Genomic DNA, 14,674 nt, shown 5'->3' with positions numbered 1-14,674 from the left:
TGGTGGCGCCAGCAGTAAAACGCAGCAAATTGTCTGCTATTTCAGAAATATGCATATTGCAATACGCAAATCCAAAAAATGAAAAAGATACTGTTTATACTCGTCATTATGGTAAATAGCCTAATGCTGTATGCACAATCGGGAGCGCACACACCATCATCTGCAGTATGGGAAGTCTTTTTCAGCAGCGACGGTAAACGCTGTTTGACGATGTCACTTGATGAAGCCGTTTTGTGGGATTACCCTCAGAAAAAAACAATATGGATAAAGAAAGCCGCTGACTTGGGCGGATTTAGGGATCTCGGTCTTTTCGAAGGCGCCAATACTGATCCAGGATTAAATTACCTGATAAAAAAGAACCCTTCAGATGTCAGGCCCTGGGCCGCATTAATCGACCTGAACACCTTTAGGTATATTGGCTGGGGATGGGGGCAGCTCCAATTTGCATCGGACGGACGCATACCCGTGATACAGCCCAATCAGGGCAGAAACCAGAATATTTTATACATCATAGACCCTAAAACCCTCGAAAAAGAGAAAATAGCGGATAAGATGTACCGTATTCACCTGGCGGAAAAGGGAGAGCTGATTGTAATTACCCAACAGGACAAAAATTTCCATGAGAACCGTAAAGACAACCGATACTATAGCATTAAAGAAAAGAAATTTGTAGATGGAGATGTTGTCGACCCTAAAAGTTACTACAACACCCAGTTGGGAAGATACGTGGTAAAGGGCGAGGAAAATCTGAAATACCATAAGGTAGAACTGGTTAGCATAACGGGAAATGAAGGAGTTACTACTAATTTTATTAAATGCAGGGATCAGGATGATAAAGAGATAAAATCGTTCCCTATTGCCAACCCCCAAAGTATTCATTGGGCGAAAACAAAAATTTGCTTTATCTCGCCCGAAAATACTATTGTTAAGGTGCTGGAGCATAAGCGGATGGTTGATAACAGCGATATGAGTCTGTCTTTCGTAAATACTTACAACTACCTGACCGGGCAGCTTTTAGACAGCTTTGAATTGACAAACAGTTCTGCGAATGTCATTGCCAGCGCACAGGCCATTCTTGACCAGGGCAAGGCGAAAGCGCAACAGCAGGCGCAAATAAATAATTTACCAGAAAACCAGCTAAAGCAAAGGGTTAACATGCTATCGTTTAACGGCAGCTACGTTATCAACCAAAAAACACTGCGTATATACAAGCTACAGCCCGAAAAAGCTGCTTATAAAGGCGGCATGGTAAGTTTAGAAGCTATTACAAGTGCAGGTAATTTACAGGCTTTCGAGAAAATAGACAATCTGGAAAACAAAGCAATGTACAAAAGCATTAAAGGTTACAAGGTATGCCCGTACTGCCAGGGCAAGGGAGCAACTCAAACGTATAAAGAACACGAAATTGACCAAACATTGAGCAAAGGAAGAATAATAACCGAAACCACCACCTATACGCACGGTTGCCAAAGCTGTGGTGGCGGTGGCATAATACCGTTATAAACGGGTAATGGCAGGGTAGTAAAGACTTGCAGGCACTACATTTTGCCAGGTTTCAATTATTAGTATGTTTTTTTAAAGTATTAATAAGCCCTTCGGTTTTTTCTTAGCCACTTATTATTTGTTATAAGCAAAAACTTTTTTTGCTGCATTTGTTTTATTAGGCATAGCCTGAATAAAATGAAGCATTGCATGGTATTGTTTTTTCTGTTGGGTGTGCTTGGTTGTCACCGTAATGATAAAGTGAAGTTACAAGGCGATACCGATCCCTCGCTTGCTGATTCGTTAAGTGAGAAACCGGTGACAAATTCGTTTGCGGGCGTTCTTCCGTGTGCTGATTGTGCGGGTATTGATACCAGACTGGTTCTGTTTGCCGACAGTACCTATTCTTTAAGCGAGAAATACCTGAAAAAGGATAATGGAACTCCTTTTATGACACGTGGCAGTTACACGGTGCGAAATGGTTTTCAAAAAGATAAGCGTGCGCTTGTAGTGATACTCGATGAAAGCAATCCGCAGAATAAGCGTTATTATGTACAATATTCGGCTAAGCCGAAATACCTTTATATGCTTGACAAGGATGGCCGTCCCATTACCTCAAAACTGAGTTATATGCTGAAGAAGGTGAAGTAGCGAGTGGCTAACATACAGTTGTGCAGTTGATAATTGACAGTGGATAGTGGACAGAAGACTAACAGCTATTAGCTAACAGCCAATGATAATTAGCTTTCTGCTTTTAGCTTTTTGGGCTGACAACAAATTTGCTATCTTTGCCCATGCAAGAAAAAATTATCATTCTTGACTTCGGGTCGCAATACACACAACTGATAGCCCGCAGAGTCAGAGAGCTCAACGTTTACTGCGAAATACATCCTTTCAATCACCTGCCGCAATTTGATGAAGCTGTAAAAGGCGTAATTCTTTCGGGAAGTCCCTGTTCGGTACGCCAGGCCGATGCGCCGCAGGTTGATTTTAAATCACTTGAATCACGGTTTCCGGTGTTAGGTGTTTGTTATGGGGCACAGTACATTGCCCAGCATTCAGGTGGCGAAGTAGTTCCGTCAACCATACGCGAATATGGCCGGGCAAATCTGCAATATATTGAACCTGGAAACTTATTATTAAGTGGTATAGAAAAGGAATCGCAGGTGTGGATGTCGCATGGTGATACTATTGCACAGGTTCCTGACGATTTTGAAATTATTGCCAGTACCGATACGGTAAAAGTTGCCGCTTATCATGTAAAAGGCACTAAAACGTATGGTATCCAGTTTCACCCCGAAGTAACGCACAGTATTGACGGGAAGCAACTGCTTGAAAACTTCCTGGTGAAAATCTGTGGCTGCAAGCAGGACTGGACCGCCGATTCGTTTATTGAAACTACTATTGCATCATTACAGGAGAAATTGGGTAATGATAAAGTTGTATTGGGTTTATCCGGTGGTGTAGATTCTTCGGTTGCAGCGGTATTGCTGCACAGAGCCATCGGGAAGAACCTGCATTGTATTTTTGTGGATAATGGTTTGTTGCGCAAAAATGAATATCAGCAGGTGCTGGATTCATACCGTCACATGGGGCTCAATGTACGTGGCATCGATGCCAAAGAGCGTTTCCTGAGCCAGCTTGCAGGAATAAGTGATCCTGAAAAGAAGCGCAAAACCATTGGCCGGGTATTTATCGAGGTTTTTGACGATGCGGCCCACGAGGTTCAGGATGTAAAATGGCTTGGACAAGGCACTATTTACCCGGATGTAATTGAATCGGTTTCGGTGAAAGGGCCTTCGGCTACTATCAAGTCGCATCATAATGTAGGTGGTTTACCCGATTACATGAAACTGAAAGTGGTAGAGCCATTAAATACCTTATTTAAAGATGAAGTGAGGAGGGTAGGTAAGGCTTTAGATATAGATGATACGATATTGGGGCGCCATCCGTTCCCTGGCCCTGGCCTTGCTATCCGTATTTTAGGTGATATTACGCCTGAAAAAGTTGCCATTTTGCAGGAAGCGGATGCGATTTACATTAATAATTTAAAGGAAAGCGGCTGGTATGATAAGGTTTGGCAGGCCGGCGCTATTTACCTGCCCGTACAATCGGTTGGTGTGATGGGTGATGAGCGTACGTATGAAAATGTGATTTGTCTGCGTGCCGTTGGCTCTGTTGATGGCATGACTGCCGACTGGAGTCATTTGCCTTATGGTTTGCTGGCCAAAATATCCAACGATATCATTAATAATGTAAAAGGGATAAACCGGGTTGTGTATGATATCAGTTCAAAACCACCTGCCACCATTGAGTGGGAATAACAATGAAGTTAAAAGTGGGAAGTCAAAAGTAAAAAGTTGAGTCCTGTATCCCGAATGGTCGTATATGCGTCAAGTTAAGGAGCTAAAAAGCTCCTGCCGTCATTCCGCCCCGAGTACTCGGGGGACCCGGAATCTCCTAAATAGTAGTATAAGCGCCGCTTTCATCCCGAAGTTTCGGGATGAAATAAATTCAGGGTGACGGGGTTCCGAGCTTTTTAGTTCTGTCTGTGATTTTGAATAATTGATTAATTTTCAGTTGATTGTTATTTTAATTTTTCCTTTTGAAATATTCTGAGCAGCATTTACGTACATTTTTAAAAATACTAGAGGTTTATCCGCAGGATGAACCTCTGGCAAAATTCCTGCCGGGCTATTTCCGGCAGCACAAGCAAATGGGCTCATCTGACCGGCGCACGGCCTCCCGGTTGCTGTATAATTATTTCAGGTTAGGAAAGGCTTGTACTGATTTGTCTGTTCAGGAACGCTTATTTATTGCCGAATTTCTATGTCATACTGCCCCGCAGGATTTTCTTGCACACTTTTCTCCGGAGCTTAACCAAAACATAGCATTGCCCCTGGCAGAAAAAATTACCTGGCTTGAAAATCAGACAACTTTCCGTTTAGACCAGGTTTTTCCTTTTACCGGCTATTTATCTGCCGGCATCGATAAAGAATGTTTTCTTCGTTCGTTTTTTATTCAACCCGACCTGTTTATTCGCCTGCGTCGGGGTAAAGAAGGTATTGTTAAATCGAGGTTAGATGAAGCTGGTGTCCTTTACCACGAAGAAGGAGAGAGTGCGTTGCGGCTGGCTAATGGTACAAAGCTCGATCAGCTTTTTCCTTCCGGACATGCCTTATTCGAGGTTCAGGATCTTTCATCGCAGCAGACCGGGAATTATTTTAAACCGTCTGCGTCTGAATACTGGTGGGATGCCTGTGCGGCTTCTGGTGGAAAATCATTATTGTTGTTTGATCAACAGCCCGATATTCAGTTACTGGTGTCCGATATCCGCGAAAGCGTTCTGAATAATTTAGAACAGCGCTTTTTTAATGCGGGGTTACGCCGCTTTCAGCGTAAGCAGCTTGATCTGACACAAAACCAAGCGCAAATTCTGCATCATTATGCTTTTCACGGTATCATCCTCGATGCACCGTGTTCCGGCTCGGGTACCTGGGGACGTACGCCGGAAATGATCAGTCAGTTTAACGAATCGCGTATCGATTTTTTTCAGAACCTCCAAAAAACTATTGCCGGCAATGTGCTGCCTTATCTTAAGCCCGGTAAGCCTTTAATTTATATTACCTGTTCTGCTTTTAGGGCTGAAAATGAAGATGTAGTAGCCTACCTCGAAGAGCAGTTTAACCTTATCGCAGAAGAACAGCAATTGATAGCAGGCTACGAAACCAAGGCGGACACCATGTTTGTGGCGAGGTTGGTGGGACGGTAATAAATTTGTTGCAGAATAAAATATTTCCAATTAAAATTTGCTTTTAATAAAAATACCTGTAATTTCGGGTACGTACACAATATTGATTTAATGCTATTTTAACCTTTAAATATGACAGATAATAATATTTCACGCAGAAAATTTATAACTACAGGTACTTTAGCTATAGCAGGATTGACTACTCTGGGCATTCCCGCGTTAGGTAAAAACAATAATGACAATACCGTACGGATTGGTTTAATTGGTATTGGGCAAAGAGGTACAGGTCATGCACAACTGCTTAAAGGTTTACCGGGTATATCATTGATAGCCTGTTGTGATATTGTAGATGAGAATCTGAAACGTGGGTTAACCTTAAGTGCCCCGGGTGCAAAATCCTATACAGATTATCATAGGTTGCTTGAAAATAAAGATATTGATGCTGTGATTATTGCTACGCCGCTTTATCTGCATTATCAGATGGTTGTAGATGCGCTTGATGCCGGTAAGCATGTGTATGTAGAGAAAACAATGACATATTCTATTGACCAGGCACTTTCTCTGGTTAAAAAGATGAAGAACTCCAAACTGGCATTACAGGTTGGACATCAATATCGTTATTTTGGTTTGTATCATAAAATTAAAGAAATATTAGATCAAAACTGGCTCGGAACGGTCATGCACTTTGAATGTCAATATCATCGTAATTCAGATTGGAGGAGGCCCGTGAAGGATCTAAAAACAGAACGACAGGTTAACTGGCGTATGTATCGGGAATATTCGGGCGGTTTACTTGCAGAATTAAGCGCACACCAGATCGATATTGTAAACTGGATGCTGAACAGTCATCCGTTGAAAGTTACCGGCTTTGGAGGAATTGATTACTGGAAAGACGGCCGGGAAACCAATGATAATGTACGTATGATATATGAATACCCCGGGGGAATAAAATCTAGTGTATCATCCATATTAACCAATGAATTTAGAGGCTATTCTATCCGGATATTGGGCACAAAAGGTACCATTGAGATACAACGTGATCAGGCATTTTTATACCCGGAAGCTAAGAAAAAACAATTGGGTACAGTTGACGGTGTTACAGGGGCAACTATAGAGGCGTGGACACAAGGAGAGGGGGTGCCTGTTAAGTTTGAGAATACTGATGGCCTCAAGCGTGATCCTACAGTGTATGCATTACTTGATTTTGCCGAATGCATTCGTAACGGTAAAAAGCCAGTATCAAATGAATACACAGGTAAGAATGCAGCTATAGCTGTACATATGGGAAATAATGCGGCAGATACTGGTAATGTACAAGTTTGGAAACCTGAATATTCAATATAAAAACAGTTTTATCATATTCTCAAAAACTTTGGCAAATGCTTAAAAAGTAGGTCATGAGATATTATATATGCTTAGTAGTGCTGGCTCTTTGTACACCTGTTTCTTCTGCCCATCCGGGCATACAATCTTTAAAGGTAGCAGTAAAAAACAGGAGAGAAGTAAATATTTACCGAAATATACGATATGCTGTCCGGCCAGATTCTATAGGTAGTGATACCTCATCTGACAGGACACTTGATTTGTATATGCCTGTTATTGTTAAAGGAACATTACCCGTATACCTGTTTATTCATGGCGGTGGTTTTAGCGGTGGCGATAAAAAGGGGACAGAGGCGTTCTGTTCTAAACTGGCTTCTTTCGGCTATGCAGTAGTTTCAATTAATTACCGGTTGTATTTAAAGCATCATAAAATACCTGGAGCCAGTTGTAGTGCAAATATGTCAAAAGGCCTTCCGTCGGATGGGAAATTTAACCCTGCGCTTGAAAAGGCTATTAAAATCGCTTCTGAGGATGCTCAAATGGCATTAGCGTGGATAAAACAACATACTAAAGCCCATAATTTAAATTCATCTTCAATAGTAATTTCCGGTGGTTCTGCCGGAGCTATAACTGCATTGTATACAGCTTATGCCTCGAACCAAAATATACTGAAGATTAAGGCGGTTGTTGACTTGTGGGGAGGGTTGGAAACTTCAGATGTAATAAAAAAAGGTGCTCCTCCATTGTTGATATTTCATGGCGATGAGGATAAACTCATCCACATTGACTATGCGTATGCATTAAAAAAGCGTATGGATGAAATAGGAAATTCTAAAACGGAAATACATATAATGAAAGGGAAAGGGCATGCCAGATATGACCTGATAACCAATGAGAGAATGGGGGAATTAGTTTCATTCTTACAAAAACTTTAATAGTTTGTTGAGCCGTGATATAGTATAGAAACAGAATCAGTATGGAACAAAATAACAAGACTGGCAATTTTTTCAACCGGCGTAAAGCACTCAAAGTACTTGGTATTACTTCTTTATCCGTTACACCGGCGGCGGCTTTTTCAGAGAGAACTAATGTTTTGGTTCATACCGATAAGGTGGTATATAAATTATATCATACTGTTAATGAGTTAAAACAAGATATTTCATTACGGGAGGGTACTTTGGTACGTACTTTAGGTTATTATACCGTTGGCGATGGTGGTGCAACTGAATATGTTGTTCGGAAACAAAAAGAATCTGACGGTGCAGAACTAAGTTTGGATAACAATCTAAGTGCAGTATTGATCAATGTAAGCAGTGTAAACTATAAAATGTTCGGGGCTGTTGGTGATGGAAAAAACGATGATGGTGTCCAGATAAAGCAGGCTCATACCTACGCTAATACAAAAAATATCCCTGTAATAAATCTTAGTGGTGAATACTGGATTGAAAAAACCGGTAATATTCCAATATTGAATAATGTGCAATGGGGAAGTACTATCTTTCATATAAATGAGGCCTTTAATAGTAAATTACCACGGTTTCAGATAAACAGTAAAAAAACACCAGTTACCATACAGCTTAACGATACGGACAGAAAGAATTTTCTGGCAGTGTTAAAGCCCGGTACTAAGCGTATCCCGGAGCTTGCACCATACAAAAATTCACTGATTATTGTTGCTGATAATAATGATCGTATAGGATTCCGGTCAGGAGCAAAGTTTACAGGGCAATCCTGGGCCAGGGAAGAACTGTTTTATGTAGCCGAACATGGTGAAATAATAGGCGATATTGCCTGGGAGTTTAAGAATTACACCAGCTTAACAGCTTATCCGGCAGACGATAATTATCTTATAATTGATGGTGGAACGTTTTATCTATCAGGAAACAGTCCGGGCAAAACCTATCTCAAGTGCGGATTTGGTATTAACCGTAGTCGTACAATTATTCGTAACCAGTATATTGGTTTAGAGCAAGGTAAAGCCGATGTGGCATCAAGTCCGCGTGGCGGTTTTTATGCCATCTCTAAAGTATTTGATTTTACCCTGGAAAATGTACATCTCATTCCGTTTGAGCAGGACAGGGAAGGGACAGTGCACGATGTACCCGCCGGTACGTATGGCATAAGTGCAGCCCGGATGCTGAACGGTCTTTTTCGCAATGTTACCGCCGAAGGTGGACCGGTACATTGGGGGGTATTTGGAACAAATCTGAACAAAAACTTTAAAGTACAGAATTGCCGTTTAAATCGTGTGGATGTACATTTTCATTGCTGGAACTTACATATTAAAGATTCTGAAATAGGATATAGGGGGATTTCAGTAACCGGTGGTGGCGAATTGTTACTCGAAAATACGTCCTGCTACAGCAGAAGCTTTATAAATTTCCGTCGGGATTTTGGTTCAAAATGGGATGGACCTATCCGGATTTATAATTGCCGGTTTATTCCGGCTACTGCCGCAGAAACCGCTTTTCTGGATTTTAATCCAATGGATTTTAACTATAAATATCCAATAGGGTTTGGACGTTCTATTACGGTAGAAAACCTGATTATTGATTATAATGCTGTAACTGATGCTAACAAATCGTTGTGGCTAATGCACATTCCTGATTTCTCCAGGATGAAGCAGGGACAACGTCTTTTTTTTCCACGTGATATAGTATTTAGAAATGTGTTAGTCGAAGGAAGAACAAGGGGAGTCCGGCTATTAACAATACCAGATCCGCAGGGCTATGATATTGGTCGCAAAGGGCATTATGATGGCGTGAGGTTTGAATCCAACGTTCGTATGGTATTTGATAATGTACAATTGGAAGAACCGGATGAAAATGAAAGGCTGCATATCAGTATCCGCAATAAAAAGGGTGAAAAGTATAAAGATGAATATGCCTTATATCCGGAAATCTATATAAGAGATTGTAAGGGCCTGAATGCCGATTTTGGTGGCAATATCGCAGCTATTTCTATAGAACATTGCAGTGTATCACGGCTAACTGGCAGTTTAAAAAATGAAATGCCTGGTCGGCTTACATTCGCTAGTTGTTTATTTCAGCCCGTAATTAAAGATGCTAATACAATTTTTTATAGCTTATCTGCAAGTTTAGGAACATTCTTTACGAATTGTACATTGCATGCTCCGGTTGTGAGCGGTGTGTTGAAACCTGAATTAGCCGATCACATAGGTTTTGTCCAGGTTAACAAAAAAGTACGTTTTAATCACTTAAATACAATTTTAGGCCGTGATCTGCTAAACTATTACAAGAGCAAGCATATTGCGCTTAAGCAACAATTTATTGTTATGTTGAAATGTCATCATGAGCTTGAACCTGAAGTTGTTTTATAATTGATAGTCATGCATAAATCTATTTAGATTTTAACCGGGTACGTAAACAATATTGTAAATTTTTGATAATCACTAATGAAAACGGAATCAGTTCAGGTAAAAAGCATGGGCCATCATAAGGGTAATCTAAAATCAGATATATTTCATAAAATCAGAAAGTGGTTTCTTTCTTTAGGTCCTGGAATTATAACTGCAGCTCTGGTTTTCGGCCCAAGTAAAATAACCATAGCTTCCAAGTTGGGGGCCGAATATGGGTATACCTTGTTATGGGTTATTGTGGTAGCTATATTTTTTATGGCGGTTTTTACCTCTATGTCGGCAAGAATTGGCATTGCAACTAATCAGTCATTATTAACCACCATCCGGCAAAAATGGGGAAAGCGGGTTTCGGTTGCTATCGGCATAGGGATTTTTATGGTAGCAGCCTCATTTCAGGCAGGCAATTCAATCGGCATCGGTATTGCTATCGGAGAATTAACGCAAACATCGCCTGTACAATGGATCGTGATTTTCAACATCGTCGCAATTGGGTTATTGTTTTTTAAAGGATTTTATAAAACCCTCGAGAAAATAATGATGCTTCTTGTAGGGCTGATGCTTATAGCGTTTACTACCACTGTAGTACGGGTAGAACCGGTTCTATATACCGTTCTGCCGGGCTTTGTTCCCCTGATTCCCGACCATTCTTTGGAACTTATCATTGCTTTTATTGCCTCGAGCTTTTCAGTAGTAGGGGCATTTTATCAATCCTATCTTGTTCAGGAGAGAAAACGCATTAACCCCAAAGTAAAGCAATCAAGCACAGACAGCCTTACCGGGATTATCATATTGGGGATAATGGCTACCATTGTTTTGCTTTGTGCGGCTACAGTTTTATTTCCTAAGGGTATAAAATTGAACAGCGCCACAGACATGGCCAAAGCATTAGAGCCACTTTTCGGTAAAAATGCAGCTAAACTCTTTTTATGTGGTTTATTTGGGGCTTCCTTTTCTGCACTTGTTGGCAACGCTTCATTAGGTGGTACATTATTAGGCGACGCCGTTGGTTTTGGGAACCAGCTTAATTCAAAAAAGGTTAAGTATCTTATTGCGGCGGTTATGTGTATTGGTGCGGCTATAGCTATTATCTTTGGTAAACTTCCGCTTGAGCTTATTATTCTGGCTCAAAGTATTACCATTCTTATTGTACCATTTATTGGAATAACCATGTTTGCCATTGCTAATGATACCGCAATTATGGGAAAACACACGAGCACTGTTACCGTAAAAATATTTGGTTTCCTGGGGCTTATCATCCTCATATTATTGGCCGCTATTAATGTTAAGGAACTATTTTTTTAATAATAAATTTAAGATGACTGAATTAGAAGTATTAGAACAGGAACTGTTAAAACCATCAGATGCGCTTGTTGCCGATATTTGCGATATTGAGGGCGATATTATTATTCTGGGTGTAGGTGGAAAAATGGGGCCTGCTATGGCTAAGCTGGCCCGTCAGGCTACAGCTAAGGCTGGTACAAGTAAACGTATTATCGGTGTATCCCGCTTTTCAGATGCAGAGACAAAGGCTGAATTAGAAGCTAACGGGATTGAAACCATTGTTGCCGATCTGCTTAATGAAAAACACCTTGCCGCCTTACCTGATGCATCAAATGTGCTTTATCTGGCAGGTAATAAGTTTGGAACGACCGGTAAAGAAGCTTTTACCTGGGCCATGAACGCCTATTTACCTGGCCGGGTGGCAGAACGGTATAAAAACTCCAGAATTGTGGCTTTTTCAACCGGAAATGTATATCCTTTTGTCTCTGTTACATCAGGCGGGCCATCAGAAGATTACCCGGTATCGCCGATAGGTGAATATGGCCAATCTTGCCTGGGCAGAGAACGGATTTTTCAATACTTCTCTCAAACTTACAATATTCCTACGTTGATTTACCGGCTCAATTATGCCATTGATTTGCGCTATGGTGTATTACTTGAAATTGCAAAATCTGTATTAGAAGGTAAGCCAATTGATTTAACAACAGGTAATGTCAATGTAATCTGGCAGGGTGATGCCAATGAAATAGCTATCAGGGCTTTAAAACATTGCGATGTGCCGGCTAAAATACTAAATGTAACCGGTCCTGAAACACTATCGGTAAAGTGGCTTGCGGAGCAATTTGGGTTAATATTTGAAAAAGAGCCCGTATTTGAAAACGAGGTACAACCAACAGCGCTACTAAATAATGCTTCAGAGGCGCATCGTTTATTTGGATACCCAAGGGTAAGCGTTCGGCAAATGATAGAATTGATAGCTGCATGGTTGCAACAAGGGGGTGAAATTCTAAATAAGCCGACACATTTTCAGGAAAGAAAGGGTAAGTTTTAATATGATAATGCAAGCATTAAGAAAGAACAAAAGAGATCTACTGCACGCCGGTACAGTGATACCTGCTCATCCGTTGGCACTGAATGAAAAGCGCAGGCTTGATGAAGCCCACCAGCGTAGATTAACCCGTTATTACATAGCCGCAGAAGCGGGTGGAATAGCAGTAGGTGTACATAGTACACAGTTTGAAATCAGGGACCCTAAAGTGAATCTGTATGAAACCGTATTAATGCTGGCTGCTGAAGAAGTAGAGAAAGCACAATTGTTATATCCTTTTATTAAGGTTGCCGGTATTTGTGGACCAACAGAACAGGCTGTTAAGGAAGCTGAACTTGCAATTAAATATAATTACGATCTGGGTTTGCTTAGCATGGGTGGCCTACAAAATTGGACAGAACAACAAATACTTGACCGGGTGCGTGCCGTTGCAGCTGTAATTCCGGTATTTGGCTTTTATCTGCAACCCAGTGTCGGGGGGAGAATTTTTAGCTATGACTTCTGGCTTGAATTTGCCGAAATTGCCAATATTGAGGCCATAAAGGTAGCCGCCTTTAACCGTTATCAAACCCTGGACGTAGTAAGGGCCGTGTGTCATTCAAGTCGTAGCAACGAAATTGCGTTGTATACCGGTAATGATGATAATATTATTGCTGATTTGTTAACAACCTATCGTTTTACAATAAATGGTAAAACGGTAGAAAAAGAATTTGTTGGCGGTTTATTAGGTCATTGGGCGGTATGGACCCATGCCGCTGTACAGCTATTAAAAGAAATTAAGAACTGCAAAGCCTCTGGCAGGGGCGATATGGCAGATCTGCTTACCAAAGGAATTCAGGTTACAGATATGAACGCGGCCATATTTGATTCGGCGCACAGTTTTCATGGCTGCATCCCGGGTATTCATGAGGTACTACGCAGGCAGGGGCTATTAGACGGGCGCTGGTGTTTAAATCCGCAGGAAGAGCTTTCTGCAGGGCAGATGGAAGAAATAGATCGTGTATGCTCAGCTTATCCACATCTTACAGATGATGCTTTTGTAGCAGAATGGCTTCGCAGTGAAAATCCGGTCAAGGTTTAAAATACGAAGCAATACTATCAATGAGTATTAAAAAGATACAGATTCTTCGCACTGATTCAAATTTTGAACGGGAGAAACTGGTGCGACCTTTTGGCTTTAAAGGTAATTATCTTACAGAATTATGGCAGATTGTGTCAAAACTGGAGTCAGACTCAGGTATCAATAAAATAGGTCTGGCCACGCAAAGCGTTCTGTATGGAGATGCTAAACTATTTACAACTTACTCTGAGGCCGGGGGTAATGCATTAATGTATGCGCTGGTTAGTGAGGTATTGAAATTGGTTGGGAAGAGCACATTTACTAATCCTGTTGAGCTATTGGACAACCTGCTGCCCGAAACTATAAATTCAGCTAAAAGGATAACCGGTAAACCAGATTTACATGTAAATTTTATTTACAATGCGTTGGTAAGCATTGATAATGCCGCCTGGATGTTATATGCTGCCGAAAATAATTACTCAGATTTTCACTCGATGCTCCCGGAACCTTATGGCTATACGTTATCTCATCGCAATAACAAAATAGGAGTAATCTATCAGGTCTCTTATGATATGCCTGTTGCTGAGATACAACGGGCAGCGCAGCAAGGTTATTTTATTTTTAAAATTAAAACCGGATACCCGGGATCACCGAATGAAATGCTGGAGAGAGATAAGGATAGACTTACGCAGATACATTGCGCATTAAAGGATATGCGTACTCACCAGACATCCAACGGCAGATTACTTTACACGATGGATGCCAATGGCAGATATAAGACTAAGGAGAGTATACTCAGCTATTTGGAGCATGCTAAAAAAATAGAAGCGTTTGACCAGATTTTGTTATATGAGGAACCGTTTGAAGAAGATTACGATGAAGATGTATCTGACATTGAAGTGAGAATAGCAGGCGATGAAAGCATTCATGATGAAGCCAGTGCATTAAAACGATTGCAACAGGGTTATAGTGCTTTAGTATTAAAAAGTATTGCTAAAACATTAAGTTTATCATTAAAGCTGGCCCAGTTGGCACATAAACATAATGTACCATGTTTATGCGCCGATTTAACGGTTAACCCTATATTAATAGACTGGAATAAAAATATGGCCTCCCGTTTAGCCCCTTTTCCGGGTATTGAAATGGGATTGATGGAAATAAATGGTGATATGAATTACAGTAACTGGCAAACTATGATGAATTATCACCCTTGCGCAAATGCTTCGTGGACAAAAGTAAAGAACGGCATATTTGAATTGGATGAAAGTTTTTATTTAGACAACGGAGGAATATTTAAGCAGTCATCACATTACCAGGGAATGTTTACTACTAAGTTTTAAAATATGAAAT

General features: G+C 40.8%; 11 protein-coding genes. All 11 read left to right on the top strand.

Annotated features, from left to right (window positions below; genetic code table 11):
• The first annotated feature begins 78 nt into the window (after positions 1-78).
• On the top strand, positions 79-1,503 hold the full coding sequence (locus FW774_RS18040) for a hypothetical protein (protein WP_149349620.1): 1,425 nt from the start codon (positions 79-81) through the stop codon (positions 1,501-1,503).
• 177 nt (positions 1,504-1,680) lie between these two features.
• Complete coding sequence (locus FW774_RS18035) at positions 1,681-2,133, top strand: copper resistance protein NlpE (RefSeq protein WP_149349619.1); 453 nt, start codon at positions 1,681-1,683, stop codon at positions 2,131-2,133.
• 143 nt (positions 2,134-2,276) lie between these two features.
• A complete protein-coding gene (gene guaA, locus FW774_RS18030) occupies positions 2,277-3,806 on the top strand; it encodes a glutamine-hydrolyzing GMP synthase (RefSeq protein WP_149349618.1) in 1,530 nt (509 codons plus the stop codon).
• A 281-nt stretch (positions 3,807-4,087) separates the two neighbouring features.
• Positions 4,088-5,254 carry an RsmB/NOP family class I SAM-dependent RNA methyltransferase gene (locus FW774_RS18025; protein ID WP_149349617.1) on the top strand — a complete coding sequence of 389 codons (1,167 nt, stop codon included), beginning with the start codon at positions 4,088-4,090 and terminating at the stop codon, positions 5,252-5,254.
• A 111-nt stretch (positions 5,255-5,365) separates the two neighbouring features.
• Positions 5,366-6,577, top strand: coding sequence for a Gfo/Idh/MocA family protein (locus FW774_RS18020; protein WP_149349616.1), 1,212 nt, complete (start codon positions 5,366-5,368; stop codon positions 6,575-6,577).
• A 245-nt stretch (positions 6,578-6,822) separates the two neighbouring features.
• On the top strand, positions 6,823-7,491 hold the full coding sequence (locus FW774_RS18015) for an alpha/beta hydrolase (RefSeq protein WP_187774947.1): 669 nt from the start codon (positions 6,823-6,825) through the stop codon (positions 7,489-7,491).
• Positions 7,492-7,532: 41 nt separating this feature from the next.
• The gene (locus FW774_RS18010; protein ID WP_149349614.1) at positions 7,533-9,896 is read left to right on the top strand and encodes a hypothetical protein; all 2,364 of its coding nucleotides are present in this window, start codon (positions 7,533-7,535) and stop codon (positions 9,894-9,896) included.
• A 75-nt stretch (positions 9,897-9,971) separates the two neighbouring features.
• Positions 9,972-11,237 carry an Nramp family divalent metal transporter gene (locus FW774_RS18005; RefSeq protein ID WP_242457873.1) on the top strand — a complete coding sequence of 422 codons (1,266 nt, stop codon included), beginning with the start codon at positions 9,972-9,974 and terminating at the stop codon, positions 11,235-11,237.
• A gap of 13 nt (positions 11,238-11,250) precedes the next feature.
• Positions 11,251-12,267 (top strand): NAD-dependent epimerase/dehydratase family protein, encoded by a 1,017-nt coding sequence (locus FW774_RS18000; protein ID WP_149349613.1) that lies wholly within the window; start codon positions 11,251-11,253, stop codon positions 12,265-12,267.
• Positions 12,268-12,274: 7 nt separating this feature from the next.
• The gene (locus FW774_RS17995) at positions 12,275-13,345 is read left to right on the top strand and encodes a dihydrodipicolinate synthase family protein (RefSeq protein WP_149349612.1); all 1,071 of its coding nucleotides are present in this window, start codon (positions 12,275-12,277) and stop codon (positions 13,343-13,345) included.
• Positions 13,346-13,365: 20 nt separating this feature from the next.
• On the top strand, positions 13,366-14,664 hold the full coding sequence (locus tag FW774_RS17990) for an enolase C-terminal domain-like protein (RefSeq protein ID WP_149349611.1): 1,299 nt from the start codon (positions 13,366-13,368) through the stop codon (positions 14,662-14,664).
• Positions 14,665-14,674: the final 10 nt, after the last annotated feature.

The sequence above is a fragment of the Pedobacter sp. BS3 genome, from assembly GCF_008274585.1.
Lineage (GTDB): Bacteria > Bacteroidota > Bacteroidia > Sphingobacteriales > Sphingobacteriaceae > Hufsiella_A.
The sequence above is the reverse complement of the archived record's forward strand: the minus strand, read 5'-3'. Positions and strand labels throughout refer to the sequence as shown.

Bases quoted from the DNA above. Each gene is read 5' to 3' on its own strand.
- FW774_RS18040 (WP_149349620.1), top strand. From the start codon at position 79: ATGAAAAAGATACTGTTTATACTCGTCATTATGGTAAATAGCCTAATG.
- FW774_RS18035 (WP_149349619.1), top strand. From the start codon at position 1,681: ATGAAGCATTGCATGGTATTGTTTTTTCTGTTGGGTGTGCTTGGTTGT.
- guaA (WP_149349618.1), top strand. From the start codon at position 2,277: ATGCAAGAAAAAATTATCATTCTTGACTTCGGGTCGCAATACACACAA.
- FW774_RS18020 (WP_149349616.1), top strand. From the start codon at position 5,366: ATGACAGATAATAATATTTCACGCAGAAAATTTATAACTACAGGTACT.
- FW774_RS18015 (WP_187774947.1), top strand. From the start codon at position 6,823: ATGCCTGTTATTGTTAAAGGAACATTACCCGTATACCTGTTTATTCAT.
- FW774_RS18010 (WP_149349614.1), top strand. From the start codon at position 7,533: ATGGAACAAAATAACAAGACTGGCAATTTTTTCAACCGGCGTAAAGCA.
- FW774_RS18005 (WP_242457873.1), top strand. From the start codon at position 9,972: ATGAAAACGGAATCAGTTCAGGTAAAAAGCATGGGCCATCATAAGGGT.
- FW774_RS18000 (WP_149349613.1), top strand. From the start codon at position 11,251: ATGACTGAATTAGAAGTATTAGAACAGGAACTGTTAAAACCATCAGAT.
- FW774_RS17995 (WP_149349612.1), top strand. From the start codon at position 12,275: ATGCAAGCATTAAGAAAGAACAAAAGAGATCTACTGCACGCCGGTACA.
- FW774_RS17990 (WP_149349611.1), top strand. From the start codon at position 13,366: ATGAGTATTAAAAAGATACAGATTCTTCGCACTGATTCAAATTTTGAA.